Annotated in this window: 23 protein-coding genes, 1 pseudogene and 1 riboswitch; of the genes and pseudogenes, 20 read left to right on the plus strand and 4 right to left on the minus strand. The window is 68.0% G+C overall.

What is annotated here, in order from left to right:
• From ACT54L_RS09000 to ACT54L_RS09020, 5 genes are all read left to right on the plus strand, one after another.
• Window positions 1-714, plus strand: a complete 714-nt coding sequence (locus ACT54L_RS09000; protein WP_476085248.1) for an ABC transporter ATP-binding protein — start codon at window positions 1-3, stop codon at window positions 712-714.
• 53 nt (window positions 715-767) lie between these two features.
• Window positions 768-1,979 (plus strand): ABC transporter substrate-binding protein, encoded by a 1,212-nt coding sequence (locus ACT54L_RS09005; protein ID WP_476085249.1) that lies wholly within the window; start codon window positions 768-770, stop codon window positions 1,977-1,979.
• 61 nt (window positions 1,980-2,040) lie between these two features.
• Window positions 2,041-2,922, plus strand: coding sequence for a branched-chain amino acid ABC transporter permease (locus tag ACT54L_RS09010; RefSeq protein ID WP_476085250.1), 882 nt, complete (start codon window positions 2,041-2,043; stop codon window positions 2,920-2,922).
• Window positions 2,923-2,929: 7 nt separating this feature from the next.
• Window positions 2,930-3,913, plus strand: a complete 984-nt coding sequence (locus ACT54L_RS09015) for a branched-chain amino acid ABC transporter permease (RefSeq protein ID WP_476085251.1) — start codon at window positions 2,930-2,932, stop codon at window positions 3,911-3,913.
• Window positions 3,914-4,139: 226 nt separating this feature from the next.
• Window positions 4,140-5,009 carry an alpha/beta fold hydrolase gene (locus ACT54L_RS09020; protein WP_476085760.1) on the plus strand — a complete coding sequence of 290 codons (870 nt, stop codon included), beginning with the start codon at window positions 4,140-4,142 and terminating at the stop codon, window positions 5,007-5,009.
• Window positions 5,010-5,018: 9 nt separating this feature from the next.
• Here ACT54L_RS09020 and ACT54L_RS09025 read toward each other — a convergent pair whose 3' ends face one another.
• Window positions 5,019-5,870 (minus strand): class I SAM-dependent methyltransferase, encoded by an 852-nt coding sequence (locus ACT54L_RS09025; RefSeq protein ID WP_476085252.1) that lies wholly within the window; start codon window positions 5,868-5,870, stop codon window positions 5,019-5,021.
• A gap of 141 nt (window positions 5,871-6,011) precedes the next feature.
• Between ACT54L_RS09025 and ACT54L_RS09030 the strand changes: the two genes are divergently transcribed.
• A complete protein-coding gene (locus ACT54L_RS09030; RefSeq protein WP_476085253.1) occupies window positions 6,012-6,971 on the plus strand; it encodes a glycosyltransferase family 2 protein in 960 nt (319 codons plus the stop codon).
• Here the strand turns inward: ACT54L_RS09030 and ACT54L_RS09035 are convergent.
• Both ACT54L_RS09035 and ACT54L_RS09040 read right to left on the minus strand, forming a co-directional pair.
• Window positions 6,961-7,812 carry an alpha-1,2-fucosyltransferase gene (locus tag ACT54L_RS09035; protein ID WP_476085254.1) on the minus strand — a complete coding sequence of 284 codons (852 nt, stop codon included), beginning with the start codon at window positions 7,810-7,812 and terminating at the stop codon, window positions 6,961-6,963. The two genes, ACT54L_RS09030 and ACT54L_RS09035, sit on opposite strands and share 11 nt — an antisense overlap.
• A 128-nt stretch (window positions 7,813-7,940) precedes the next feature.
• Window positions 7,941-9,005, minus strand: coding sequence for a tartrate dehydrogenase (locus ACT54L_RS09040; protein ID WP_476085255.1), 1,065 nt, complete (start codon window positions 9,003-9,005; stop codon window positions 7,941-7,943).
• 141 nt (window positions 9,006-9,146) lie between these two features.
• Between ACT54L_RS09040 and ACT54L_RS09045 the strand changes: the two genes are divergently transcribed.
• A complete protein-coding gene (locus tag ACT54L_RS09045) occupies window positions 9,147-10,058 on the plus strand; it encodes a LysR family transcriptional regulator (protein ID WP_476085256.1) in 912 nt (303 codons plus the stop codon).
• A 3-nt stretch (window positions 10,059-10,061) separates the two neighbouring features.
• Here ACT54L_RS09045 and pap read toward each other — a convergent pair whose 3' ends face one another.
• The gene (gene pap, locus ACT54L_RS09050) at window positions 10,062-11,555 is read right to left on the minus strand and encodes a polyphosphate:AMP phosphotransferase (protein ID WP_476085257.1); all 1,494 of its coding nucleotides are present in this window, start codon (window positions 11,553-11,555) and stop codon (window positions 10,062-10,064) included.
• An 84-nt stretch (window positions 11,556-11,639) separates the two neighbouring features.
• Between pap and ACT54L_RS09055 the strand changes: the two genes are divergently transcribed.
• The 13 genes and pseudogenes from ACT54L_RS09055 to ACT54L_RS09115 all read left to right on the plus strand — a co-directional run bounded on the left by ACT54L_RS09055 (window position 11,640) and on the right by ACT54L_RS09115 (window position 26,107).
• Window positions 11,640-12,743 carry an asparaginase gene (locus ACT54L_RS09055; RefSeq protein WP_476085258.1) on the plus strand — a complete coding sequence of 368 codons (1,104 nt, stop codon included), beginning with the start codon at window positions 11,640-11,642 and terminating at the stop codon, window positions 12,741-12,743.
• Between the two features lie 154 nt (window positions 12,744-12,897).
• Window positions 12,898-13,004: riboswitch (guanidine-I (ykkC/yxkD leader) on the plus strand.
• Window positions 13,005-13,080: 76 nt separating this feature from the next.
• Complete coding sequence (locus tag ACT54L_RS09060; RefSeq protein ID WP_476085259.1) at window positions 13,081-14,211, plus strand: putative urea ABC transporter substrate-binding protein; 1,131 nt, start codon at window positions 13,081-13,083, stop codon at window positions 14,209-14,211.
• A gap of 30 nt (window positions 14,212-14,241) precedes the next feature.
• The gene (locus tag ACT54L_RS09065) at window positions 14,242-15,054 is read left to right on the plus strand and encodes an ABC transporter permease (RefSeq protein ID WP_476085260.1); all 813 of its coding nucleotides are present in this window, start codon (window positions 14,242-14,244) and stop codon (window positions 15,052-15,054) included.
• On the plus strand, window positions 15,051-15,866 hold the full coding sequence (locus ACT54L_RS09070; protein ID WP_476085261.1) for an ABC transporter ATP-binding protein: 816 nt from the start codon (window positions 15,051-15,053) through the stop codon (window positions 15,864-15,866). The genes ACT54L_RS09065 and ACT54L_RS09070 overlap by 4 nt, the downstream gene beginning before the upstream one ends.
• A gap of 11 nt (window positions 15,867-15,877) precedes the next feature.
• Window positions 15,878-16,687, plus strand: a complete 810-nt coding sequence (locus ACT54L_RS09075; RefSeq protein WP_476085262.1) for an urea amidolyase associated protein UAAP1 — start codon at window positions 15,878-15,880, stop codon at window positions 16,685-16,687.
• A 10-nt stretch (window positions 16,688-16,697) separates the two neighbouring features.
• Complete coding sequence (locus ACT54L_RS09080) at window positions 16,698-17,360, plus strand: urea amidolyase associated protein UAAP2 (RefSeq protein WP_476085263.1); 663 nt, start codon at window positions 16,698-16,700, stop codon at window positions 17,358-17,360.
• A gap of 3 nt (window positions 17,361-17,363) precedes the next feature.
• Window positions 17,364-20,909, plus strand: coding sequence for an urea carboxylase (gene uca, locus ACT54L_RS09085; protein WP_476085264.1), 3,546 nt, complete (start codon window positions 17,364-17,366; stop codon window positions 20,907-20,909).
• A 32-nt stretch (window positions 20,910-20,941) separates the two neighbouring features.
• Window positions 20,942-21,331, plus strand: a pseudogene (locus ACT54L_RS09090) (allophanate hydrolase-related protein); the annotation flags it as partial.
• Between the two features lie 474 nt (window positions 21,332-21,805).
• Window positions 21,806-23,020, plus strand: a complete 1,215-nt coding sequence (locus ACT54L_RS09095) for a LacI family DNA-binding transcriptional regulator (protein WP_476085265.1) — start codon at window positions 21,806-21,808, stop codon at window positions 23,018-23,020.
• Window positions 23,017-23,691, plus strand: coding sequence for an amino acid ABC transporter permease (locus ACT54L_RS09100; protein WP_476085266.1), 675 nt, complete (start codon window positions 23,017-23,019; stop codon window positions 23,689-23,691). Before ACT54L_RS09095 ends, ACT54L_RS09100 begins: the two co-directional genes overlap by 4 nt.
• Before the next feature lie 10 nt (window positions 23,692-23,701).
• Entirely contained in the window at window positions 23,702-24,355 is a 654-nt protein-coding gene (locus tag ACT54L_RS09105; protein ID WP_476085267.1) for an amino acid ABC transporter permease, read from the plus strand.
• Between the two features lie 56 nt (window positions 24,356-24,411).
• Complete coding sequence (locus ACT54L_RS09110) at window positions 24,412-25,236, plus strand: transporter substrate-binding domain-containing protein (protein WP_476085268.1); 825 nt, start codon at window positions 24,412-24,414, stop codon at window positions 25,234-25,236.
• 79 nt (window positions 25,237-25,315) lie between these two features.
• A complete protein-coding gene (locus ACT54L_RS09115) occupies window positions 25,316-26,107 on the plus strand; it encodes an amino acid ABC transporter ATP-binding protein (RefSeq protein ID WP_476085269.1) in 792 nt (263 codons plus the stop codon).
• Window positions 26,108-26,157 lie beyond the last annotated feature (50 nt).

Here is a 26,157-nt window from a genome sequence, read left to right on the forward strand (position 1 = left end):
ATGGCTGAGACCTCCACCCCCCTGCTCCAGGTCCGCGATCTCCAGGGCTATTATGGCGAAAGCCATGTGCTGCACGGCATGTCGTTCGACATCCATCCCGGCGAAGTGGTGACGCTGCTCGGCCGCAATGGCGCCGGCAAGACCACCACCATGCGGGCCATCATGGGGCTTCTGCGCAAGCGCTCCGGCTCGATCCTGTATCAGGGCACCGAGACCATCGGTCTCGCCCCCAATTACATCGCCCGCCTGGGCATCGCCTATTGCCCGGAGGAGCGGGGCATCTTCTCGAGCCTCAACGTGCGCGAGAACCTGCTGCTGCCCCCGGTGGTGCTCCCCGGCGGCCTGACGCTGGACGAGGTGCACGAGCTGTTCCCGCGCCTGGAAGAGCGCAAGTACAGCCAGGGCACCAAGCTGTCGGGCGGCGAGCAGCAGATGCTGGCCATCGCGCGCATCCTGCGCACGGGTGCCAAGCTCCTCCTGCTGGACGAACCCAGCGAGGGCCTCGCCCCGGTGATCGTCCAGCACATCGGCCAGATCATCCGGGACCTCAAGAAGAAGGGCTTCACCGTTCTCCTGGTGGAGCAAAACTTCCACTTCGCCTCAACCGTGGCCGACCGTCATTACGTGGTCGAGCATGGTCGTGTCGTGGACATGGTGCCCAACGACAAGATCGCGGAGAACGCGGCGCGTCTCGAAAGTCTGCTCGGCGTCTGAACCGGGCGGCGTATCTCGACATCGCGGCCGGCCTTTGCCGGCAGGAGGAAACAATGCGTCTCGCAGCCATTTTCATGGCGGCCGCCAGCGTGTTCGCTGTCAGCGCCGCCAGCGCCCAGACCCCGGTCAAGGTCAAGATCGGCGTCCTCAACGACCAGTCCGGCCTCTACGCCGACCTCGGCGGCACGGGCTCGGTCTGGGCCGCCAAGAAGGCGGTGGAGGACTTCAACGCCGCGGCCAAGGGCCTGCAGGTGGAAGTCGTCGCCGCCGACCACCAGAACAAGGCCGACGTGGGCACCTCCATCGCCCGCCAGTGGTTCGACGTAGATGGCGTGGACGTGATCGTCGACGTGCCGAACTCCGGCGTGGCGCTCGCGGTCAACACCGTCACCAAGGAAAAGAACAAGGTCTTCATCAATTCCGGCGCGGCCACCTCGGACCTCACCGGCAAGGCCTGCACGCCCAACACCGTGCACTGGACCTATGACACCTGGGCGCTGGCCAACGGCACCGGCAAGGCCGTGACCAAGAATGGCGGCGACACCTGGTTCTTCCTGACCGCCGACTATGCCTTCGGCCACGCCCTTGAGCGCGACACCTCCGAAGTGGTGAAGGCCAATGGCGGCAAGGTGGTCGGCTCGGTGCGCGTGCCGCTGAACACCGCCGACTTCTCCTCCTTCCTGCTGCAGGCGCAGGGCTCCAAGGCCAAGGTGATCGGCCTCGCCAATGCCGGCGGCGACACCATCAACTCCATCAAGCAGGCGGCCGAATACGGCATCGTCTCCGGCGGCCAGAAGCTGGCTGGCCTGCTGATCTTCCTCACCGACGTGCATTCCATCGGCCTCAAGACGGCGCAGGGCCTGAACCTGACCTCCGCCTGGTACTGGGACCAGACCGATGCCAACCGCGCCTTCACCAAGGAATTCGCGGCGGCCAACGGCGGCAAGTATCCCACCGACGTGATGGCGGGCGTCTATTCGGGCGTCACCCACTATCTCAAGGCGGTGGAAGCCCTGAAGTCGGCCAAGGACGGCGCCGCCGTGGTGGCCGAGATGAAGAAGCTGCCCACCGACGACAAGCTCTTCGGCAAGGGTGAAGTGCGCGCCGACGGCCGCCAGATCCATCCCATGTACCTCTACGAGGTCAAGAAGCCGTCCGAGTCCAAGGGCCCGTACGACTACTACATCCTCAAGGCGACCATCCCCGCCAACGAGGCCTTCCGTCCGCTCGACCAGGGCGATTGCCCGCTGGTCAAGAAGACCTGATCTGCCGAACCGCGGGCCGGCGTCACGCCGGCCCGCCTGCCCTTCTGACAGAGACCCCTCCATGTTCGAGCTTCTCGGCGTCGCCCCACAGGCGCTTTTCGGCCAGCTGCTGCTCGGCCTGATCAACGGCGCGTTCTATGCCATGCTGAGCCTCGGGCTCGCGGTGATTTTCGGCCTGCTGAACGTCATCAACTTCACGCATGGCGCGCAGTACATGATGGGCGCCTTCGGCGCCTGGATGCTGCTGAACTATGCCGGCATTCCCTTCTGGGGCGCGCTGGTGCTGTCCCCCATCGTGGTGGCCATCGTCGGCATGATCATCGAGCGCACCTTGTTGCGGCGGCTCTATCATCTCGACCATCTCTACGGCCTGCTGCTGACCTTCGGCCTCGCCCTCATCATCGAGGGTCTGTTCCGCCGGCAGTATGGCTCTTCCGGCCTGCCCTATGACAATCCGCTGCCGGGCGGCACCAATCTGGGCTTCATGTTCCTGCCCAATTACCGCGGCTTCGTGGTGGTGGCGTCCCTCGTGGTCTGCCTGGCCACCTGGTTCATGATCGAGCGCACCAAGCTCGGCTCGTACCTGCGCGCCGCCACCGAGCGCCCCGAACTGGTGCAGGCCTTCGGCATCGACGTGCCGCGCATGATCACGCTGACCTACGGCTTCGGCGTCGGCCTTGCCGCCCTTGCCGGCGTGCTTGCCGCCCCCGCCTATCAGGTGAGCCCCACCATGGGCTCCAACCTCATCATCGTGGTGTTCGCGGTGGTGGTGATCGGCGGCATGGGCTCCATCGCCGGCGCCATCATCACCGGCTTCGGCCTCGGCGTGGTGGAGGGCCTCACCAAGGTCTTCTACCCGGAAGCCTCCTCCACCGTGATCTTCGTCATCATGGCCATCGTTCTCATGATCAAGCCCGCCGGGCTGTTCGGCACCGCGAAGTGAGGAAAGAATGACCTCCGCCTCCTCCCATCTCGCCTCCGCCGAAGGCTCCACCTCCGCCTCCACCCGCTATGTGCTGGTGGGCATCGCGCTCGCCGCGCTGCTGGTGGCGCCGTTCATGGTCTATCCCGTCTTCCTGATGAAGGTGCTGTGCTTCGCGCTGTTCGCGTGCGCCTTCAACCTGCTGCTGGGATATGTGGGCCTGCTCTCGTTCGGCCACGCCATGTTCTTCGGCGGCTCGGCCTATATCTGCGCCCATGCGGTGAAGATCATGGGCTTCTCGCCGGAGCTGGGCATTCTGCTCGGAACCGCGTTCGCCGCCCTGCTCGGCCTCATCACCGGGCTTCTGGCCATCCGCCGCCAAGGCATCTACTTCGCCATGGTGACCCTGGCCCTGTCGCAGATGTTCTTCTTCTTCTGCCTCCAGGCCCGCTTCACCGGCGGCGAGGACGGCCTGCAGGCGGTGCCGCGCCGGGCCATGTTTGGCCTCATCGACATCACCAAGGACATCAATCTTTATTATGTGGTGCTGGCCATCTTCGTGATCGGCTTCGCCATCATCTACCGCACCATCCACTCGCCCTTCGGCCAGGTGCTCAAGGCCATCCGCGAGAACGAGCCGCGCGCCATCTCCCTGGGCTATCGGGTGAACCAGTACAAGCTCCTGGCCTTCGTGCTGTCCGCCGCGCTGGCGGGGCTGGCCGGCTCCACCAAGTCCATCGTGTTCCAGCTCGCCTCCCTCACCGACGTGTCCTGGCACATGTCCGGCGAAGTCATCCTGATGACGCTGGTGGGCGGCATGGGCACCGTGCTCGGCCCGTTCGTGGGCGCGGCGGTCATCGTCACCATGCAGAACTATCTGGCCGGCTTCGGCGAGTGGGTGCTGGTGATCCAGGGCGTCATCTTCGTCATCGTGGTGTCCCTGTTCCGTCGCGGGTTTGTGGGCGAGGCCATCGCCTTCCTGAAGTCCAAGAAGGCGCCCGCCAGCCACTGACGGGACACACCTCTCTCCAACGGCGCCGGTGCACCCCACCGGCGCCGTTTTCGTTTGCGCCATCCGATGGATTGATGCCGCAATGGCATGAGACGGCAGGCGGCGGACCGTGCCAGTCTCCGGCCACCCCCGGCAGGGGAAGGCAAACAGAATGGCGCGGGAGGCCCCGGTGACTGAGGAGAACACGCAGACGGCAGGGATGGCGGCGCTCGGCCCCGCCCCGCTCATGGACGGGTTCCAGCTTTTCCACGCGCAGCTTGAGCCCGGCCTCGGCCTGCGCGTCGCCATGGCCGGCGAGGGGCCGCCCCTGCTCCTGCTGCACGGCCATCCCCAGACCCACGTCACCTGGCGCAAGATCGCCCCCCGCCTTGCCCGCCATTTCACCGTCATCGCGCCGGACCTGCGCGGCTATGGCGACAGTTCCAAGCCCGAGGGCGGGGTGGACCATGTGGCCTATTCCAAGCGGGAGATGGCGCGGGACCAGGTGCGCCTGATGGCGGCCCTGGGCTTCGACCGCTTCATGGTGGTCGGCCACGACCGGGGCGCGCGGGTGGCGCACCGCATGGCGCTCGACTGGCCCCAGGCGGTGGAAAAGATCTGCGTCATGGACATCGCGCCCACCGCGACCATGTATGCGCGCACCGACAAGGCCTTCGCCACGCGCTATTTCTGGTGGTTCTTCCTGATCCAGCCGGCGCCTTTGCCCGAGCGCCTCATCGCGGCGGACCCGGAATATTTCCTCACCCGACACCTGGCCGGCCAGACCCGCACGCCCGGCGCCACCGAGCCGGCCGCCTTCGCCGAATATCTGCGCTGCTATCTCGACCCCGCCTCTCGCCACGCCATTTGCGAGGATTATCGCGCCGCCGCGGGCATCGACCTCGTCCATGATGCGGCGGACGGCGATCGCCGCATCACCGCCCCGCTTCTGGCCCTGTGGGGCGCCAAGGGCGTGGTGGGGGAGATGTACGACGTGCTGGCCACCTGGCGGGAGAAGGCGCAGGACGTGCGCGGCGGGCCGCTGGACTGCGGCCATCTCCTGCAGGAGGAACGGCCGGACGAAACCCTTGCGGCCCTGCTGGATTTCCTGGCCTGACGCGAAGCCTCAGCCGAACACGCTCTTCAGCCACCCCCGGGGACCGGCAAGGCGCAGGTCCTTGAGCACGTCCTGGGCGCTTGCCCCCGCGCTCTCGAACCGGGTGGGCTCCCGCGCCGGCCCGGCCCGTAGCACGAACAAATGTTGATAGGTGCGCGCCTCCTCGTCGAAGGCGAGGCGGCGGAGCACGCGGGCCGGCGCCTTCAGCGCGGCGCGGTCGAATTCCACCCGGGCAAAGCTGCGCTGGAGGCGGATCACCCGCTCCACCGCCCAGCCCAGCGCCTCGAACACGGAAAGGGCCGTCTTCAGCGTGATGAAGCGCAGATGGGTGCGCTCCAGCAGGCCGGAATCCACATAGTCGAACGCCCCGTTGAGCAGCGCGAGGCGCACCGCGCCGAAGCTCACATTGGGCACCGAGAGAAAGACGGTGGCGCCCCCGCGCACCAGCGGATCGAGGGTGGCGAGGAAGGCATAGGGATCGCTCACATGCTCGATCACGTCGGCGATGGTGATCGCGTCATAGGCCGGCAGGCTCCCCTGCGCGATCAGGTCCTGCGCAAAGGCGGTGTGCACGGTGCGATAGAAGGGGCGCGCCAGGTCCGCCGCGAAGGCATTAGGCTCGATGGCATCGATGGTCACCTGCCGCCCGGCGCGCAGCAAGGTGCGCGCCAGATTGCCATTGCCGGCGCCCACGTCCAGCACCTGCGCGCCGTCCGGCACGAGGGTGGCCATCCAGGCCAGCGGCTGCGCGCGATCGGCCAGGACGGCGTCGATGACACTGTCCGGCACCACATAGCTCGCCTCGGGGCGCTGAAACAGATGGCCGCCGCCCCTTGATCCGCCGTCCATCGCGCCCGTCATGATCCGACCTGTTTCCCGCTGTTTCCGCCCAGCCATAGGCAAAAGGGCGGCGGCTGGAAAGACGCCATGCGCGCGCTGCTCTTGATCCCGCGCGGAACGGACGTTTCAATACGCCCCCCTTCACGACGCAGAGGCTTAGCCTTGCCCGCCGTTTCGATCTGCATTCCGGCCTACAGGCAGGTCGAATTCCTGGAGCTGGCGCTCGATTCGGTCGTCGAGCAGCGCTTCACGGACTATGAGGTGGTCATCACCGATGATTCGCCCGATGGCGAGGTGGAGGACCTGGTCCGCACCTACGACTTTGGCGGCCGGCTGCGCTATTTCCGCAATTCCCACGCGCTCGGCTCGCCCATGAACTGGGACGAGGCGATCAGACAGTCCCACGCCCCCCTCATCAAGATCCTGCATCACGATGACCGCTTCGCGCACAAGGACGCGCTCGGCCGCTTCGTGGCGCTGATGGAGGACAACCCCGATTGCCTGATGGGCTTTTCCGCCAGCCAGGTGGAGGACGTGGTCAACGACCGCACCTGGGTCCATCGCGCCGATGCCGCCCAATTGGAGGATCTGCGCCGCCGGCCGGAACGCCTCTTGCTGGGCAATGTGATCGGCGCGCCCAGCGCCACCATCCACCGCCGCGCGCTGGGGCTCGACTTTGATCCGCGCATGAAATGGTATGTGGACGTGGACTTCTACATGCGCGCCTTGCGCCAGAAGCCCCGTATCGCCTTCACGGACGAGCCGCTCATCGTCACCCCCACGGGCGTCGCCCACCAGGTGACCGAACTGTTCCGCGACAATGCCGTGCTGCGCATGCGCGAGGGCCTGCTCATGTTCGAGAAGGCGTTCGACCAGCTGCACGACGATCCCGACGTGGCCGTCTTCTGGTGGCGCACCTTGCGGGGGCTGCGCATGCGCACGCTGAAGCATCTGGAGCGGCAGGCGGAGGTGCCGCCGCCGCTGAAGCCCTATTTCCGGCACCTGTTCGCCCATCCCCCGCGCGGCGAGCACAAGACGCTGGCGGACTACGTGCCCTCACCCCTGCGCGAGGCGTGGCGGCCGGTGCGCGAGGCCCTGTTCCCGCGCCGGGTCAGACCCTGAGCCAGCGCTCCGGCACGATGTCGGTGGCGTCCATATGGGCGGCGGCGAACCAGCGGCTGGGCGCGATGACGAGGCCGTCCCGCGCATCAAGCCAGGCGCCCCACCAGCTTAAAGTGGAATTGGCGATGATGTGATGCCGGCAGGCGCTCATGAGGCGCAGGTCCTCATGGGGATGGTCGCCGTCATTGAAATCCACATGCACGGTCGGGAAGGGCAAGCGGATGTTCGCCCGCGCCCAGTCATGGTCGTCGGAGAAGATGAAGGCGGTGAGCCCGGTCCCCGCCCGGGCAGCCAGAAGCTCCGCCGCCTGCCGGTAATAATCGGGCGTGCAGGTGCCATGCACCGCTTGGGCGTCCGGGTTGCTCACATAATCGCCCCGCCGCACATGAACGGAGACGCTACCCTCCCCCGCCGCTTGGGCGAGGATGGCGGCATTGGCCGCGTCGGGCGGGGTAGCGACGGTAAAGTCGGCGCGGATAACGTCCCGCGCGTCGGCGAAATAGCGCTCGGACTGCCAATAGCCGTCCAGATAGGCCCCGTCCGCCGCCGCGAAGACCGCCGGATCGAAGCGCAGCGAGGCCTCCTTCACCAGATGGGTGTGGGGGCGCGGCCGCAGCAGGCGCTTGAGGAAAGAGGGGGGCCGGCTCGGGGGAATGTCGGCGGGCTGCGCGTCCGGCGCGCGCAAGGCCATGGGGCCGAGCGCATAGGGGCGCACGTCATAGGTGGCGAACGCCCCCCGGTCGATGCGCAGCTCGGTGCCGAGGCGCAGGGCGAGGGCCCGGCCGGCGGCATATTGGAACATCTGGTTGCCCAGGCCGCCAATGAGGCGGGTCACGATCATGGCGGCGGTCCCGTTCGATCCCTACGGCGCGGCGCCCCCTCCGCGAGGGGCGGCGCCGCGACCGCCTTGTGGCCCTGAACGGGCGCGGCGTCAAAGGGCAGGCCCGGACGATGCCCGGCCGCGCGCCCTCAGCCGGCCACGGCCTCAGCGATGGCGGTGCCGCATTCCACCGTGGTGGCGGTGCCGCCCAGGTCGCGGGTGCGGGCGGCGGGGTCGGCCAGGACGGTCTCGATGGCCTCCACCACCGCGTCCGCCGCATCCTTGTGGCCCAGATGCTCCAGCATCATGGCCCCCGACCAGATCTGCCCGATGGGATTGGCGATGCCCTGGCCGGCAATGTCGGGCGCCGAGCCATGCACCGGCTCGAACATGGAGGGGAAGTCCCGCTCCGGATTGATGTTGCCCGCCGGCGCGATGCCGATGGAGCCAGCCACCGCCGGGCCGAGGTCGGAGAGGATGTCACCGAACAGGTTGGAGCCCACCACCACGTCGAAGCGGTCGGGATTCATGACGAAATGGGCCGCCAGGATGTCGATGTGATACTGGTCCGCCCGGATGTCGGGATATTCAGCCTTCATGGCCGCGAAACGCTCGTCCCAGAACGGCATGGTGTGGACGATGCCGTTGGACTTGGTGGCCGAGGTCACGTGCTTCTTGGGCCGCGTGCGGGCCAGCTCGAAGGCATAGCGCAGGATCGCGTCGGTGCCCTTACGGGTGAAGATGGATTCCTGCATGGCCATCTCGTCGGCCGTGCCACGGAACATGCGCCCGCCCACTTCCGAGTATTCGCCCTCATTGTTCTCGCGCACCACGAAGAAATCGATGTCAGCGGCGGTGCGGCCGGCGAGCGGGCTGGTCATGCCGCGCAGCAGGCGCACGGGGCGCAGCGCCACATATTGGCGGAACTGGCGACGGATGGGAATGAGCAGCCCCCACAGGGACACATGGTCGGGCACGCCGGGAAAGCCGACCGCGCCGAGATAAATGGCGTCGTGGCCCTTGATCTGGTCGAGCCCATCCTCCGGCATCATGCGGCCGTGGCGGGCGAAATACTCGCAGCTCCAGTCGAAAGCATCCCAGGTGAAGGACAGGCCGAAGCGGCGGCCCACCGCATCCAGCACCTTGATGCCCTCCGGCACCACTTCCTTGCCGATGCCGTCTCCGGGAATGGCGGCGATGCGATACTGCGTCATGGGCGGTTTCCTTAAGGCTTGGGCCTGTTGCGCCGGCGACCGGCGGGGAGCGGCGCGACACTAGACGCGGGAAGGGGGAAGGCTCAAATGCCGAAGCGGCGTCGATCCATGTGACGGCGGCATGGAGCAGGGACGGGACGAATGGAAGCGGCCTGGCTGGAGGATTTCATCGCCTTGGCGGAGACGCTGAATTTTTCGCGGGCCGCCGAGCGGCGCAATGTCACGCAGCCCGCCTTCAGCCGCCGCATCCGCGCCTTGGAGGCATGGGTGGGCGCCGCCTTGGTGGATCGCGGCAGCCACCGCCTCGCCCTCACGCCGGCGGGCGAGGCCTTCCTGCCCGCCGCCAGCGGCGTGCTCCATCGCCTGGAGCGGGGGCGGCAGGAGGCGCGCGAAGCCGCCGCCGAGGACGAGGCGGGCCTGCGCTTCATCGCCACGCACGCTTTATCGCTGACCTTCTTTCCCGCCTGGCTCGGCCGGCTGGAAGGCCGCCATGCCAGCGGCCCCATCCAGCTCCTGGCCGACCATATGGTCGCCTGCGAGCGCATGATGCGGGATGGGCTCGGCCAGTTCCTCCTGTGCCACCACCATCCCGCCGCCCCGGCCCTGGACGAGCCGGACTTCATCGCGCTGACGCTGGATACGGACGTCCTCGTGCCGGTGAGCGCGAAGGACGCGGGCGGCGCGCCCCTCTTCGCCTTGCCCGGCACGGGGGAGGCGCCGCTGCCGGCGCTGACCTACAGCCCGCAATCGGGCATGGGGCGCATCCTGGAGGCGGCGCGGGCGCGGGACGGGCGACACGCCGTCCTGAAGCCGGTCTTTGCCTCGCACCTGGCCGTGGCGCTCAAGGCCATGGCGCTGGAAGGACGGGGCCTTGCCTGGTGTCCCCTGAGCCTCGTCGCCGAGGAACTCGCGCCCGGCGGCCGGCTTACCCGGGCCGGTGGGCCGGAGTGGGACGTGCCCATGGAGGTTCGCCTGGTGCGCCCCCGCGCGCGCCTCGCCCCGGCGGCGGAAGCCTTCTGGGCGGCCGCGCGGGCCGGCATCCCGGCGGGGTGAGGCTTACCCCTCTGCCAGCGCCTCCTCCAGCCGGTCGGCGATGGTGCGCAGAACCTTCACCCGGCCCCAATGCTTGTTTTCCGCCTCCACCAGCGTCCAAGGCGCGAAATAGGTGGAGGTGCGGTCCACCATGTCGGTGACCGCCCGCTCATAGAGCGGCCACTTGGCCCGGTTGCGCCAGTCTTCGTCCGTCAGCTTGAAGCGCTTATAGGCGGTGGTCTCGCGCGCCTCGAAGCGGCGGGCCTGCTCCTCCGGGCTGATGGCCAGCCAGAACTTGGCCAGCACATAGCCGGCCTCGTGCAGCTGGCGCTCGAAATCATTGATCTCGCCATAAGCCCGGTTCCAGGCGGCGGGCGCGGCGAGCCCCTCCACCCGTTCCACCAGCACCCGGCCATACCAGGAGCGGTCGAAAATGGTGGTGTGGCCGCGCGCCGGCACCTGGCGCCAGAAGCGCCAGAGATAGGGCCGCGCCAGCTCCTCGTCGGAGGGCGCGCCGATGGGCACGACGCGGAAGCAGCGGGGGTCCAGCGCCTCCCGCAGGCGCATGATGGTGGAGCTCTTGCCCGCCGCGTCCGAGCCCTCGAACACGCACACCAGCCCCCGCTTGCGGAAGGCATCGGAGGAAGCGAGGCGGGTGATGCGGGTCTGCTCGGCCTTGATCTGGACCTTGTACTCGTCCTCGCTCAACGCCTTGGTGAGGTCGAGGGCGGACAGGATGCTGACCTCGGGAAGCTGAGGGGCGGTGGCTTTCAGCGGTACGGGCGGCGGCTCGGGCGGGGCCTCGGGGGCGATGGCGCGGGCGAGCGTATCCATCAGCACCGAGCCCACCATGGCATCGCGATAATGCTTGTCCTCGGCGGAGATGACCACCCAGGGCGCAGCGACCGTGGAGGTGATGCGGAACGCCTCGGTGGCCGATTCCTCCAATTGCCGGCGCAGCTTCTTGCTGGCCACCTCATCCCATTCGCGCACCACCGGGCGATCGGCGGGGCCCTCGTTCAGCGCCTTCAGGCGGTCCTGCGCCTCCTTGGGCTCCAGATAGAGCCACAGCTTCAGGACGATGACGCCTTCGGAGGCCAGCATCTGCTCGAAGCGGTTGATGGCATGGAGCGTCTCGGTGAAGCGGGCGCCGTCCGGCTCCTCCAGCACATGGCGGGCAAGGGCGGCGTGGTACCAGGAGCCGAGCACGATGCCGATCTCGCCCGCCGCCGGCATGTCCCGCCAATAGCGCCAGATGGCGGGGCGCGCCCGCTCCTCGTCGGTGGGCGCCTCATAGGTGAGCGTGCGCAGCTTGCGGGCATCCAACCAGCCATAGAGCTGGTTGAGCACCGCGCCCTTGCCGGCGCCGTCGGCGCCGTTCAGCAGGATGAGGATGGAGCGCTTCTTCTGGGCGATCAGCTCGGACTGCAGGTCCAGCAGGCCCTCGCGGATCTTGGGCTCCATCTCCTTGAACGCCTCTTTGGTGAGGTGGCGCTCGATCTTCATGGAATCAAACATGGATGGGGCTCCTCCCGCTGGCGCCATTGTTTGCCGTCTCATATGGGGATGCCGCCTCGGCTTCGCACACAGGACCTCGGTCGCATGGGCGCGCGGTCAGGGGCAGGACCGACCTCCCGCCCGCTTGATGGAGACGCGGCGCATATTGCATGTTCGGCCAACCTCTTATTCTTCTGTCTTGTCCCGCCAGCCGGAGCCGCGTCCTTGCCCCATATTGTCATACTCGCCACGGGCGGCACCATTGCCGGCACGGCCGATTCCCGCTCGGAGGGCGGCTACAATGCGGGGCAGGTGACGCCGGACCAGCTGCTGGCCGCCGTTCCGCAGGTGGCGGATCTTGCCCGGATCAGCACCCAGCAGGTGGCAGCCATTGGCAGCCAGGACATGACTGACGAGGTCTGGTTCGCCCTGGCGCGGCGCATCGCGGCGCTGCAGGGGGATGCGGACGTGGATGGCATCGTGGTGACCCATGGCACCGACACGCTGGAAGAGACCGCTTTGTTCCTCCATCTGGTCCTGCCGCATGTGAAGCCCCTGGTGGTGGTGGGCGCCATGCGCCCCTCCACCGCCATCAGCGCTGACGGACCCATGAACCTGTTCGCGGCCATTCAGCTGGCGAGCGATGCGCGGGCGGCGGGGCGCGGCACGCTGGTGGTGCTCAACGACACCATCCATGGCGCCGTGGACGTGACCAAGACCAGCACCACGGCGGTGCAGACCTTCGTCTCCCCCAATTTCGGCCCGCTCGGGCAGGTGACGCCCAACGGCGTCCATTTCTTCCGCCCGCCGGTGCCGCCGGCGCCGCATCTGCCCTTGCCGGCGGCGGCGCCCCTTCCCCGCGTCGCCATCATCTATGCCCATGCGGGCATGGACGGGCTGGAGATCGAGGCCGCCGTGGCGGGCGGCGCCCGCGGGCTGGTCCTGGCGGGGGTGGGCGACGGCAATGCGTCCGGTTCGGCCATCGCGGCCCTCAGCCGCGCCGTGCAGGCGGGCATTCCGGTGGTGCGCTCCAGCCGGGTGGGCAGCGGGCCGGTGCTGCGCAATATCGAAGTCAGCGACGATGACCATGGCTTCGTCGCGGCCCATTTCCTCAACCCCGCCAAGGCCCGTGTGCTGCTTCAGCTGCTCCTGGCGGACGGGCTGCGCGATCCCCTCGCCCTGCAGGCGGGGTTCGACGCGGTGGCGTGACAGCGCACTGCATGCAAGAGACCTCCACATGCGCAATTCTGCCCACTTTGTCAGCAGATTGATTGATTCACGGCCATGCGGCGCCGCCGGGGCCAAAGCCAGCCCTTGATTTTGAAGGATATTTTCCTGGCACGCGCCTTGCTTTAATCAGTCCAGAGTTGGTGGCTAGGGTTCCGGCACCTTTGGTGCGCTGGTCCGAGAGCTGCCGCCGGTCCGGGAGACATCCGGCCGGGCGCACGGCGGGATAAAAGCCCGGGAGACCTCGGTGGCCAAGGAATTGGCGGCACTGGAGTCTCGCCAATTCCTCATCGTTTGAAGACAACGAAGGGGAATATCTATGCGCTCACGCCTTCCCGTGTTCAGCCTTTCCAATTTCAGCCTGCCCAGCCTCGCCGTCACGCGGCGCGGCCTGTCCAAGCTGGCCTTCGCGGCCGGCGCTGCCGCCCTCCTGGCCGGCGCCGCCCCGGCCCATGCCGCCCCGAAGAAGGACTTCAAGGTGGCCTGGTCCATCTATGTGGGCTGGATGCCGTGGGGCTATGCCGCCGATACGGGCATCGTTAAGAAATGGGCGGACAAATATGGCCTGAAGATCGAGGTCACCCAGTTCAACGACTATGTGGAGAGCATCAACCAATACACCGCTGGCGCCTTCGACGCGCTGACCGTGACCAATATGGATGCCCTCTCCGTGCCGGCCGTGGGCGGCGTGGACACCACCGCCGTCATCGTCGGCGACTTCTCCAACGGCAATGACGCCGTGATCCTGAAGAACAAGACCAAGCTCTCCGAGATCAAGGGCCAGAAGGTCAATCTGGTGGAGTTCTCGGTCTCCCACTATCTGCTGGCGCGGGCGCTGGAGAGCATCAACCTGTCCGAGCGCGACGTGAAGGTGGTCAACACCTCCGACGCCGACATGGTGGCCGCCTACAAGACCAAGGCCGTGACCTCCGTGGTCACCTGGAACCCGCTGGTCTCCGAGATCCTGACCGAAAAGAGCGCCCACAGCGTCTTCGACAGCTCCAAGATCCCCGGCGAGATCATGGACCTCCTGGTGGCCAACACCGCCGTGCTGAAGGACAATCCGGACTTCGGCAAGGCGCTGGTCGGCATCTGGTACGAGACCATGGCCATCATGACCGACCCCGGCGAGAAGGGCATCGCCGCCCGCACCGCCATGGGCAAGGCCTCCGGCACGGATCTGGCCGGCTTCGACGCCCAGCTCGCCGCCACCAAGCTGTTCGCCAAGGCGCCCGAGGCGGTGGCCTTCGTGAAGTCCGGCGACGTGGGCACCACCATGGACCGGGTGCGCAAGTTCCTGTTCGCCAAGAAGCTGCTCGGCGACAACGCCAAGTCGGCGGACGCGGTGGGCATCGAGCTGGCCGACGGCAAGGTGCTGGGCGATGCGAAGAACGTGAAGTTCCGCTTCACCGACACCTACATGGCCGCCGCCGCCGACGGCAAGCTCTGACGCGCCTTCGGGCCGGAGCGGGAGATCCCCATGCGCCTCATCAACGCCAAGCCGGATGCCGGCACGCGCGTCATCCTGGCGGCCTTGCCCTTCGTGCTGGTGGTGCTGGCCTATGTGCTGGGCTCCGCGGCGCGGCTGGCGGAAAACCCCGCCGACAAGCTGCTGCCGAGCCTGTCCACACTGGGCGATGCGGTGGTGCGGGTGGCCTTCGTGGCCGATGCCCGCACCGGGGACTATCTGCTCCTGTCCGATACGCTGGCCAGCCTCTCCCGGCTCTGGGAGGCGCTCGCCCTCTCCACCGCCATCGCCCTCGTGGTGGGCATGGCGGTGGGGCTCCTGCCGGCGGTGCGGGCGCTGCTCGCGCCCTTCGTCGCCATGGTCTCCATGGTGCCGCCGCTGGCCCTCCTGCCCATCCTGTTCATCGTCATGGGCCTGGGGGAAGCCTCGAAGGTGGCGCTGATCACCATCGGCGTCACCCCCTTCCTCATTCGCGACCTCGCCATGCGCGTGCTGGAACTGCCGCGCGAACAGCTCATCAAGGCGCAGACGCTGGGCGCCTCCACCTGGCAGATCGCGCTACGCATGGTGCTGCCGCAGATCCTGCCCCGCCTCATCGACGCGCTGCGCCTGTCGCTGGGGCCGGCCTTCCTCTTTCTCATCGCCGCCGAGGCCATCGCGGCGGATTCAGGGCTTGGCTACCGCATCTTCCTGGTGCGCCGGTATCTCGCCATGGACGTGATCCTGCCCTACGTCGCCTGGATCACGCTCCTGTCGGTGGCCATGGACTATGCCCTCGCGCGGCTTCGCGACGGCCTCTTCCCCTGGTTCGGGAGCGCCAAATGACCGCCATCCGCGTCGAGCATCTCTGGAAGGAGTATGGCGAGCAGATCGTGCTGGAGAACATCAGCCTCGATTTCGCGCCCCGCTCCTTCATCGCCCTCGTCGGCCCCTCGGGCTGTGGCAAGACCACCTTCTTGCGCATCCTCCTGTCGGAGGAGACCGCCACGCGCGGCACCATCCTCATCGACGGCAAGCCCATCGCCCGCGAGCCGGGCGCCGACCGGGGCGTCGTGTTCCAGCGCTATTCGGTGTTCCCGCATCTGACCGTGCTGGGCAATGTGCTGCTGGCGGCGGAACTGCCCGCCGCCCCCTTCACCGGCCGCCTGTTCGGCGCCGCCCGGCGCCGGGCGCAGGAGGAGGCCCGGGCGCTGATCGCTGAAGTGGGGCTAGCCGGCGCGGAGGACAAATATCCCGCGGCCCTGTCGGGCGGCATGCAGCAGCGCCTCGCGCTCGCCCAGGCGATCATGCGCAAGCCCAAGATCCTGCTCCTGGACGAGCCCTTCGGCGCCCTCGATCCGGGCATCCGAACGGACATTCACGGCCTCATGCTGCGCCTGTGGCATTCCTGCGAGATGAGCGTGGTCATGGTGACCCACGACCTGAAGGAAGCCTTCACGCTGGCCACCCGCGTGATCGCCTTCGAGCGCAAGCGCCGCCGGCCCGAGGAAGAGGGCCGCTATGGCGCCACCGTCGCCCACGACATTGAGGTCTGGCCCCGCCGCATTGCCGGCCAGCCCTCCCCCCACGGGCACCGGGACGACCCGGCCGCCCTTCCAACCCTCGGCCGGGACGACCCGGCGCTCATGACGGTCTGAGGAGAGACGACATGACCGCGCGCGAAGACAGCCTGGCCCGGATCGAACAGAACCGGCGCAATTACGAGGCGCTGAAAGCCGCCGGCCAGGGCAAGGCCCCGCTGGTCCTGCCCCCGCCCACGGAGCGAGGCACCGCTTTGCTGCCCCCCGGCAAGCTGCGGCGGGAGACCATTCCCGGCGGCTGGTATTGGACGGCGGAGCTGAAAGCCGGCGAGACCTTGCGCATTGCCCTCCTGGAAGGCGAGGCCTGCGTCTCCATGGTCGCCTGGAATGCGGCCGACACCTCCGAGCGGCTGAACTATGCCGACACCATCAAGGTCCAGTGGACCGCCGCGCTCGGCAAGGGGCGTGTTCTGTTCTCGGACATGGGGCGCGTGATGTTCTCACTCACCGAGGACACCACATGCGCCCATGACGCGCTGATGGGCGGCTCGACGCCGGCCTCCAACCGCAAGCGCTATGGCCAGGAGACCCTGCGCAACACGCGGGACAACTTCACCCTCGCCGCCCTCAAGCTGGGCCTTGAAAAGCGCGACGTGCCGCCCTGCATCTCCTTCTTCGCCCCCGTGCGCACGGACGAGGCCGGCGCCTTCGTGTGGGCCGGCACGCCCCGGGTCGCGGGAGACTTCGTGGACCTGCGCGCAGAGATGGCGGTCAAGATCGCCCTCTCCAACTGCCCCCACCCGCTCGACCCGAACCCGGCCTATGACCCCAAGCCCGTGGAGGTGATCCGCTTCACCCTCGACAAGCCCGGCCCCACGGACCTGTGCCGCAACGCCACCCCCGAAGCCCAGCGCGGCTTTGAAAACCTGAAGCGCTGAGGAGGTCACCATGTCGAACCGTCTCTCCGGCTTCTTCGCCGCCCCGGTGCGCGATCCCAAGGACGCCATCCAGGTCCACGACATTCCCGCGCAGGCGCCCTGGTCGGGCCTCGTGAAGCGCGGCCAGTCTATCCGCATCATCGATCTGGAAGGTCAGCAGGCGGTGGACACCCTGTTCTACCGCGCCGCCAATTTCGCCGAGCGCTATTCCTCCCAGGACACGCTGCGCGTCCAGGGCTCGGCCTATGTGAGCACCGGCACCCGCCTCATCTCCAATGAAGGGCGCCTGATGCTCACGGTGACCGCCGACACCTGCGGGCGGCACGACACCTCGGCGGGCGCCTGCTCGTGCGAGAGCAACACCGTGCGCTTCGGCCAGCACACCCGCTATCTCCATGCCTGCCGGGAAAACTTCGCGATCGAAGTGGCCAAGCACGGCATGTCCAAGCGGGACATCGTGCCCAACATCAACTTCTTCATGAACGTGCCGGTGGAGCCCTCGGGGAATCTGGCCATCGTCGACGGCGTGTCCAAGCCCGGCGATTATGTGGAGCTGAAAGCGGAGATGGACGTGCTGTGCGTCATCTCCAACTGCCCGCAGATCAACAATCCCTGCAATGGCTTCAATCCCACTCCCATCCGCGTCCTGGTGTTTGCGGCGGATAAGGGCTGAGCCATGTTCAAGAAGGTCCTGATTGCCAACCGGGGCGAAATCGCCGGCCGGATCACCCGAACCTTGCGCCGGATGGGCATTTCATCCGTCGCCGTCTATTCCGACGCGGACCGCTTCACGCGGCCCGTGCTCGATGCCGACGAGGCGGTGCGCCTTGGCCCGGCACCCGCCGCCCAGTCCTATCTGGACGTGGAGGCGGTGATCGCCGCCTGCCGCGCCACGGGGGCGCAGGCGGTGCATCCCGGCTATGGCTTCCTGTCCGAGAATGTGGGCTTCGCGGAGAAGCTGGCCGCGGCCGGCATCACCTTCATCGGCCCCAAGCCCGCGCACCTCACTGCCTTCGGCCTCAAGCACACCGCCCGCGAGATTGCTGAGAAGAGCGGCGTGCCGCTTCTGCCCGGCACCGGGCTGCTGGAAGACGTGGAGGCGGCCCTCGCGGGGGCCGAGGCCATCTCCTATCCGGTGATGCTCAAGAGCACGGCGGGCGGCGGTGGCATCGGCATGCAGCTGTGCGCCACGCCGGAGGAACTGGCCGAGACCTTCGCCCGCGTCCAGCGCACGGCGCGGGCGAGCTTCGGCGATGCCCGCGTCTATCTGGAGCGCTTCGTCGCCAAGGCGCGCCATGTGGAAGTGCAGATTTTCGGCGACGGCAAGGGCCGGGTGGTGGCGCTCGGCGAGCGCGACTGCTCGCTCCAGCGGCGAAACCAGAAGGTGGTGGAGGAGACCCCCGCCCCCTTGTTGCCGGATGCCACCCGGGCCCGGCTCCATGCGGCGGCGGTGCGGCTCGGCGAAGCGGTGTCCTATGCCTCCGCCGGCACGGTGGAATTCATCTATGACCCGGCGCGGGACGACTTTTACTTCCTGGAGGTGAACACCCGCCTCCAGGTGGAGCACCCCGTCACCGAGGCGGTGTTCGGCATCGACTTGGTGGAATGGATGATCCGGCAGGCGGCGGGCGAGGATGTGATCCCCGCCACCCCGCTGGTGCCGAAGGGCGCCGCCATGGAAGTGCGCCTCTATGCGGAGATCCCCCACGCCAATTTCCAGCCGAGCGCCGGCCTCCTGACGCAGGTGCGCTTCCCCGACGCGGCCCGCATCGACACCTGGGTGGAGACGGGCACGGAGGTCACCCCCTTCTACGACCCCATGCTGGCCAAGATCATCGTGGCGGGCGCCGACCGGCCGGCGGCGATCGCGGCCCTCAAGGCGGCGCTGGAGGCGACCTCGGTCTGCGGCATCGAGACGAATCTCGCCTATCTCAAGGCCATTGCCGGCTCCGACCTGCTCGCCTCCGGGGACGTGGCCACCACGGCGCTGAAGGACTTCGCCTTTGCGCCTGAAAGCATCGAGGTGCTGACCCCCGGAGCCCAGTCCTCCATCCAGGAATTGCCGGGCCGGCTGAACCTCTGGCATGTGGGCGTGCCGCCCTCCGGCCCCATGGACCCCCGCTCCTTCGCCCGCGCCAATGCATTGGTGGGCAATGGCGAGACGCTGCCGGCGCTGGAACTGACCGTCAACGGCCCCACATTGCGCTTCCACACCGGCGCGGACGTGGCGCTGGCCGGCGCGCTCATGCCGGCGACGCTCGACGGCGTGCCCGTGCCCCATGATGCCGCCTTCCCGGTGAAGGCCGGGCAGGTGCTGGCCATCGGTGCCATCTCCGGTCCCGGCCAGCGCACCTATCTCGCCGTGCGCGGCGGCTTCGATGTGCCGGAGGTGCTGGGCTCGCGCGCCACCTTTGCGCTCGGCCAGTTTGGCGGCCACGCCACCGGCACGCTGAAGGGCGGCGACGTGCTGCACCTTGTGGCGGCCGAGCGTCGTCCGCCTTTGCCTGGCACGGTGGCGGCGCCGAGGGCGGAGCTGACCTCGGACTGGGAGATCGGCGTCCTCTATGGCCCGCATGGCGCCCCGGACTTCTTCCAGGACGAAGACATAGACGACCTCTTCAGCGCGTCTTACGAGGTGCATTTTAACAGCGCCCGCACGGGCGTGCGCCTCATCGGCCCGACACCCCGCTGGGCACGGACGGACGGTGGGGAGGCGGGGCTCCACCCTTCCAACCTGCACGACAATGCCTATGCGGTGGGCGCCATCGACTTTACCGGCGACATGCCCATCATCCTCGGCCCGGACGGCCCCTCCCTGGGCGGCTTCGTCTGCCCGGCGGTGATCGCCCGGGACGAGCAGTGGAAGATGGGCCAGCTGAAGCCCGGCGACCGGGTGCGCTTCCATCCCCTCCCCCGCCCGGATGATCCCGTGGCCGGGCCGGCGGTGAAGCGGGCGGGCGCGGAGGTGGGCTCGCCCATCCTCGCGCGCCGCACGGACGGGCCGGTGGAGGTGGTCTATCGCCGCCAGGGCGACGACAATCTCCTGGTCGAGTTCGGCGACATGAAGCTGGACATCGCCCTTCGCCTGCGCGCCCATCTGCTGGCGGAGGCGGTGGCGCGGGAGAAGGTGCCGGGCCTCATCGACCTCACCCCCGGCATCCGCTCGCTCCAGCTGCACTATGACGGGCGCGCCATGACGCGCACCCGGCTCATCGGGCTTCTGGACGAGATCGAGCGGTCCCTGCCCCGCGCCGAGGACGTGGTGGTGCCGAGCCGCATCGTCCACCTGCCCCTGTCCTGGAACGACGAGGACGCGCAGCTGGCCATGCGCAAGTATCAGGAGCTGGTGCGCCCCAACGCGCCCTGGTGCCCCTCCAACATCGAGTTCATCCGCCGCATCAACGGGTTGGAGGACGAGGCGGCGGTGCGCAAGGTTGTGTTCGACGCCGCCTATCTGGTGCTGGGCCTGGGCGATGTCTATCTCGGCGCGCCCGTCGCCACCCCGGTGGATCCGCGCCATCGGCTGGTGACCACCAAGTACAATCCGGCCCGCACCTGGACGCCGGAAAACGCGGTGGGCATCGGCGGCGCCTATATGTGCATCTATGGCATGGAGGGTCCGGGCGGCTACCAGCTGTTCGGCCGCACCATCCAGGTCTGGAACACCTGGCGGGCGACGCGGCAGTTCGCGCCGGGCACGCCCTGGCTGCTGCGCTTCTTCGACCAGATCCGCTTCTTCCCCGTGGACCACAAGGAACTGAAGGAGGCCCGCGCCGCCTTCCCCCATGGCGCCTATCCCGTCTCCATCGAGGAGACCGCCTTCTCCTATGGCGACTATGCCGCGATGCTCGCGGCCAATGCCGGCGAAATCTCCGCCTTCAAGACCCGCCAGCAGGCGGCCTTCGATGCGGAGCGCGCCCATTGGAAGGAACAGGGGCTCGACAGCTTCGTGGCCGACGAGGGCGTGCTCGGCGGCGAGGAGGGGGAGATCCCCGAGGGTTGCTTTGGGGTCAGCGCCAATGTGCCGGGCAATGTGTGGAAGGTGCTGGTGGAGCCCGGCGCCGCCGTGGAGGCGGGGCAGACGCTGGCCATCATCGAATCCATGAAAATGGAAATCTCCATCACCGCCCATGCGGCGGGGCGGGTGCGGGACATCCGCATCCAGCCCGGCCGCACCGTGCGCACGGGCGACGTGGTCGCCGTCCTGGAGGGTCTGGCATGAGCGCGACGACGCACACCCAAGCGGCCGACCGCCTGCCCATCGCGGTGGTGGGCGCCCATCTCACCGGCATGCCGCTCAATGGCGAGCTGACGGGGGCGGGCGGCGAATTGCTGCGCCGCTGCCGCACGGCGCCGGACTACCGGCTCTATGTGCTGCCTGACACCACCCCACCCAAGCCCGGCCTCGTGCGCATGCCGGGCTTTGCCGGACCGGGCCTCGACGTGGAGGTCTGGGCCCTGCCGGCGGACGCCTTCGGCCGCTTCGTGGAGCGCATCCCTGCTCCGCTCGGCATCGGCAAGCTGACCCTGGAGGACGGGACGCAGGTTCCCGGCTTCCTGTGCGAGGCCTATGCCGTCTCGGGCGCGCAGGAGATCACCGACCTCGGCGGCTGGCGGGCCTATGTGACCAGCCGGGCGGGCTGAGGGCGCCGCGCAGCCGGATCACCCAACCAAGACGGCGGCCGCGCGCCGCCGTCCGGCGCGCGGAACGCCCGGCACGGCCGCCCCGCCCCTGCGCCCTGCTCCCCGAGCCGCTTGCGCTGCCTATCCGCGCCTCTGCCTCGGCGCGGATAGGCAGCTTCGGGAACCTCGCGGCGACCGGTCGCATTCGACTTATGGATCGATCCAACATTTTTGCCTCAGAGGTCGGAACGGTGGCATCGCTGCCAGGTGCAAGGCACGCGTCGCCGCCACAAAAAGTGTAAAATCCCACCTATTGGCCGATTTCCTCGCCATTTCGCACACTTCCCGCACCGCAACCAGGCCACAAGGTCCGGCAGGGCTTTAGATCGATCTAATTTTTTCGTTGACCGGCCCCGCGCGCCTTCCTAAAGACGGGTCCGCCGCATCAAGAACACAACAAGGCGGCGTCCGGAAACCCCGTCCGAGGAGCCGCCCGTGCCGCCCAGAAAGCGCAGCACGTCCAAAGCCTTGCATGCGCCCGCCGCCGATGACGCGGTGGTGGGGGCGCAGGCCCTGCGTGCCGGCCCCGGCGGCGCTCCCGCGCGCGTCACACTCAATGACATCGCCGCCTTTGCCGGCGTCTCCCGCGCCACCGTCTCCCTGGTCCTGCGCAAGAGCCCGCTGGTGAAGGACGAGACCCGCCGCAAGGTGGACGCGGCCATGGCTGAGCTCGGCTATGTCTATAACCGGCGCGCCGCCAATCTGCGCTCGGGCGCCTCCTGCACCCTCGGCCTCGTGCTGTGCGAGATCATCACCCCCAATTATTCCCAGCTCACCGCCGGCATTGACGAGGTGCTGGACGCGGAAGGCTATGTGGCCTTCATCACCAACACCGCCGAGGATGCGAACCGACAGCGGCGGGTGCTGGTGCGCATGCAGGAGCATGGCGTCGACGGCCTCATCCTGGTGCCCGCCGAGAACACGGCCGCCGACGTGCTGGAAGAGGCCCATTGCGCCGGCCTGCCCTGCGTGATGGCGCAGCGGCGGGTGGATGGCTTCCAAGGCGATTATGTGGGCCCCGATTATGCCGCCGGCATGGAGATGGTGACCGAGCACCTGATCGGCCTCGGCCATAGCCATATTGGCTTTATCGGCGGCGTGCGCCGTATCGCTCCCCTCTCCGAGCGCCTCGCCGGCTTCCGCCGGGCGCTGAAGCGGCACAAGCTCAAGCCCGGCCCCATCGTGCCCTGCGCGGTGCTGGATCGCCTGTCCGGCTATGCGGCGGCCCGTGACCTGTTCGCAGGTCCCGATCATCCCACCGCCGTGGTCTGCTACAACGACATCGTGGCGCTGGGCGTGATGCTCGCCTTGACCGAGCGGGGGCTGGAGCCGGGCGTCGACGTGGCGGTGGTGGGCTGCGACGACGTCACCGAGGCGGCCCTTCATCGCCCCGCGCTGACCACCTTCACCACCGATCCCCGGCTTGTGGGGCGGGAGGCGGCACGCCTGCTGCTGCGCCGTGTGGCGGCGCCGGACCTGCCCAGCGAAGAGATCATCGTTCCCCCGCGGCTCATCATCCGCCAGTCCTGCGGGGCGCGTGCCGCCCCGTCCCTCTCCCACGCCCCGTCCCGTCCCGCCCCCCGCGCCACCGGCAAAGGGAACGGCAAGGGCCGCAGCACGGAAAGCGCCAAGGACCGCTCCCGGCCATGACCTATGTGTTCCAGTTCGGCGAAGTCTTCAATTACTGGCCCGAGCTCCTGCTCGGCGCCTGGCTCACCATCCGCCTCTCCGCCATGGCCATGGGGCTTGGCCTGGCGGTGGCCATCGTCTGCGCGCTCGGCAAGACCGCCGGCCCCCGCCCGGTGCGCTGGCTGGTGGATGTCTATGTGGAAGTGATCCGCAACACGCCCTTCCTGGTACAGATCTTCCTCATCTTTTTCGGCCTGCCCCGGGTCGGCATCCGGCTCGACGCCAACGAGGCAGCGCTGCTGGCCATGGTGGTCAATGTGGGCGCCTATGCCACCGAGATCGTGCGGGCGGGCATCGAGACCATCCATAAGGGGCAGATCGAGGCGGGGCTCGCCTTGGGGCTGAAGCCGCTCCAGGTCTTCTCCTATGTGGTGATCTTCCCGGCGCTCAAGGCCATCTATCCCGCGCTCACCAGCCAGTTCATCCTGTTGATGCTGACCTCCAGCGTGGTCTCGGCCATCTCGGCGGAAGAATTGACCGCCATCGCCAACAACCTGCAATCCCAGACCTTTCGCTCGTTCGAGATCTACATCGTGGTCACCGCCATGTATCTCGCCATGTCCCTCATGTTTTCCGGTGCCTTCGCGCTCATCTACAAGATGGTGTTCGCGCGCACCGACGCGGCCCGGTGAGGAGGAAGCCATGATCCGTCCCTTCACCTCCGCCGAATTCCTCTTCCTGCTCATGGCGGTCCGCTGGACGCTGCTGCTCTCGGCGATCGCCTTCGTGGGCGGGGCCATCGGCGGCATCGGCGTGGCGCTCGCGCGCACCTCGCCCTGGCCGTGGCTGCGGGCCATCGCCATCGCCTATATCCAGCTGTTCCAGGGCACGCCGCTGCTGATGCAGCTCTTCCTGGTCTTCTTCGGCATCACGCTGCTGGGCGCGGCGGTGGACCCTCTGCTGGCGGCCGCCATCGGCCTGACGCTGAACGCCTCGGCCTTCCTGGGCGAGATCTGGCGCGGCTGCATCCAGGCGGTGCCCAAGGGCCAGTGGGAGGCCTCCACCGCGCTCGGCCTGCATTATTTCACCCGCCTCAAGGAGGTGATCCTGCCCCAGGCCGCCAAGATCGCGGTGGCGCCCACGGTGGGCTTCCTGGTGCTGCTGATGAAGAGCACGTCGCTCGCCTCCATCATCGGCTTCGTGGAACTGACCCGCGCCGGGCAGATCGTCAACAACGCCACCTTCAGCCCCTTCCTGGTGTTCGGCATCGTGGCCGGCATCTACTTCCTGCTGTGCTGGCCGCTCTCCCTGTATTCCCGCCACCTGGAAAAGAAATTCGGCACCGTCTCGCGCTGAGCCGGCCCCGGACCCGTGAAGCACTGCCCGCAAAAGGGCCAATCGGAGGAAAGCAGATGTCCCTGAAGTCCCTCGCCACCCTCACGCGGCGCACCTTTGCCGCGCTTGGCGTCGCGGCGCTGGCCGCCGGCGCGCTCACGGCGGGCCACGGCACCGCCGCCGCCCAGTCCATTGACGACATCATCTCCAAGAAGAAGCTGTCCGTGGGCATGCTGGTGGACCTGCCGCCCTTCGGCCTGCTCAACACCGAGGGCAAGCCGGAAGGCTATGACGCGGACGTGGCCAAGCTGATGGGCAAGTATCTCGGCGTCGAGGTGGAGATCGTGCCCGTCACCGGCCCGAACCGCATCCCCTACCTGCTCACCAACAAGGTGGACGTGCTGGTGGCGACCTTCGGCATCACGCCGGAGCGCGCCAAGCAGGTGCAGTTCTCCATTCCCTATTCGGCCATCGAGATCCAGCTGATCGGCCCCAAGAAGCTGGACGTCTCCGCCATCGAGCAGACCGCCGGCAAGAAGATCGGCGTCGCCCGCGCCTCCACCCAGGATACGGCGCTGACCGCCTCGGTGCCGAAGGGCGCCACCATCATGCGCTTCGACGACGACGCCACCGCCGCCCAGGCCTTCGTCTCCGGCCAGGTGGACCTGCTCGGCGCCAACAACATCATCGGCGCCCAGCTGGCCGCCACCTATCCGGACATGGGCATCGAGCGCAAGCTGGTGCTGCGCAGCCAGTATAACGGCATCACCGTGCGCCGCGGCTCCACGGATTTCCTCCAGTGGATCAACACCTTCCTGTATTTCGTGAAGAACAATGGCGAGCTCGACGCCATCAACCAGAAGTGGTTCAAGACCCCGCTTCCGACCCTGCCGACCTTCTGACGGCCGACCGGCCGCGGGCGCCTGCCCGCGGCCCCCTCACCTGTTGCTGACCCCCTTTGCCGCCGACGGGAGACCGCCCATGACCACCCCTCCGACTTCCGCGCCCGAAGCCCCGCGCGCCGCCGCCGGCGAGGCGCCGGTCATGATCCGCATGGAGGGCGTCGAGAAGCATTACGGCACCTATCACGCCCTGCGGAACGTCAACCTCACCGTGCGCCTCGGCGAGCGCATCGTGGTGTGCGGCCCGTCCGGCTCGGGGAAGTCCACCCTCATCCGCTGCATCAATGCGCTGGAGCATCACCAGGGCGGGCGCATCGAAGTGGGCGGGGTGGACGTGGGCTCCTCCACGCGCAATCTCGACAAGGTGCGCAGCGAAGTGGGCATGGTGTTCCAGTCCTTCAACCTGTTCCCGCATCTGACCGTGCTCCAGAACTGCACGCTCGCCCCCCGCAAGGTGCGCGGCATGTCCCAGGCCGAGGCCGAGGCGGTGGCCATGACCTATCTGGAGCGGGTGCGGATCCCTGAGCAGGCCAACAAATATCCCGGCCAGCTCTCCGGCGGCCAGCAGCAGCGCGTCGCCATCGCGCGGGCCTTGTGCATGACCCCCAAGATCATGCTGTTCGACGAGCCCACCTCCGCGCTCGACCCGGAAATGGTCAAGGAGGTGCTGGACACCATGATCTCGCTGGCCAAGGACGGCATGACCATGATCTGCGTCACCCACGAAATGGGCTTTGCCCGGCAGGTGGCGGACCGGGTCATCTTCATGGACAAGGGCGAGATCGTGGAGGAAGGCGCACCCGACGTGTTCTTCGCCAACCCGAAGAACGAGCGCACCCGCACCTTCCTCGGCCAGATCCTGCATCATTGAGGCGGTCGCGGGACACCGCGCGACCCTCCTGTTCTTTGCAGTAAGACGCC

The sequence above is a fragment of the Aquabacter sp. DMC10 genome (assembly GCF_056314145.1).